The sequence below is a fragment of the Streptomyces fuscigenes genome (assembly GCF_021556455.1).
GTDB classification, from domain to species: domain Bacteria; phylum Actinomycetota; class Actinomycetes; order Streptomycetales; family Streptomycetaceae; genus Streptomyces; species Streptomyces fuscigenes.
Genome location: NZ_JAKGCV010000756.1, coordinates 1 through 1,369 on the forward strand (window position 1 = coordinate 1; position 1,369 = coordinate 1,369).

At 77.5% G+C, this 1,369-nt stretch carries 1 protein-coding gene; it reads right to left on the bottom strand.

The window, feature by feature from the left end:
- Positions 1-187 precede the first annotated feature (187 nt).
- The gene (locus tag L1885_RS28360) at positions 188-1,303 is read right to left on the bottom strand and encodes a DUF5925 domain-containing protein (RefSeq protein WP_235800003.1); all 1,116 of its coding nucleotides are present in this window, start codon (positions 1,301-1,303) and stop codon (positions 188-190) included.
- Positions 1,304-1,369 lie beyond the last annotated feature (66 nt).

Genomic DNA, 1,369 nt, shown 5'->3' on the forward strand with positions numbered 1-1,369 from the left:
TGGGGCCGAGCCCCGCCCGTATCGGCCACGCCCGCCCGTATGGGCCGAGCCCCGCCCGCGCCCGCCCGTACGGACCGGGGCCCGTCCGAATCGCCCGCGCCCGCCCGTACGGACCGGGGCCCGTCCGAATCGGCCCCGCCCGCCCGCGCCGCCCCGCCTCCGGCGGCGCGCACCTCAGGCGCGCACCTCAGAGGTACAGCCCCGCGTCCTCCTCGCGGGCCGCCGGCGCGGGCAGGCGCACCCGGCCCCGCCGCATCGCGTACAGCTCCGCCAGACTCGCGCCGCCGCGCGCCACCGTGCCCTCCCACGGCGCGCCGCCGCGCTCCAGCCACGCCAGCGACTCGGCGTGGGTCAGCGCGCCCACCTCGACGCGGGCGAGGCAGCGGCCGGGCCGGACCACCGCGGGGTGCAGGCGCTCCAGGTTCTCGTTGGTGGTGACGCCCACGAGCACGTTCCTGCCCTGGCCGAGCAGTCCGTCCGTCAGATTCAGCAGCCGCGACAGGGCCTGGCCCGCCGCGTGCTTGGCCTCGCCCCTGATCAGCTCGTCGCAGTCCTCCAGGAGCAGCAGCCGCCAGCGGCCCCCGCTCGCGTCGTCCTCGCCGATCGCGATGTCCATCAGGTAGCCGACGTCGTTGAACAGCCGCTCCGGATCGAGGACGCAGTCCACCTGGCACCAGTCCCGCCAGGACCGGGCCAGCGTCCGCAGCGCCGACGTCTTCCCCGTGCCGGGCGGCCCGTGCAGCAGCAGGAGCCGGCCCGCGATGTCGTCGGGCGTGACCTTCATCAGCCCGTCCAGCGCGTCGGCGACGGGCGCGGTGTAGTTGCCCCGGACCTCCTGCCAGGTGCCCGCGGTGATCTGCCGGGTCGTGCGGTGCGGGCCGCGCCGGGGGGACACGTACCAGAATCCCATCGTCACGTTGTCCGGCTGCGGCTCCGGGTCGTCCTGCGCGCCGTCGGTCGCCTGCCGGTGCACCTCGCGGGCGAGTTCGGCAGTGACGGCCGTGACCGTCACGTCCGCGCCGCGGCTCCACCGCGAGACCAGTACGGTCCAGCCGTCGCCCTCGGCGAGCGTGGCGCTGCGGTCGTCGTCCCGGGCCTGCCGCAGCACCCGCGCGCCCGAGGGCAGCAGCGTGCGGCCGGACTTGACCCGGTCCATCGACGAGCTGTGCGAGTAGGGCTGACGGCCCGTCGCGAAGCGGCCGAGGAACAGGGCGTCCATGACGTCCGCGGGGGAGTCGCCGTCGTCCAGCGCGAGCCGGAAGGGCAGCGCGTCCTCCGGCGCGGGCGTGCCGCGCCCCGCGATCCCGCCGCTCTCCCCGCCCCGCCGCCCGGGCCCGCCGGCGTCCGGGCCCGTCTCCGCGGCCGGGGC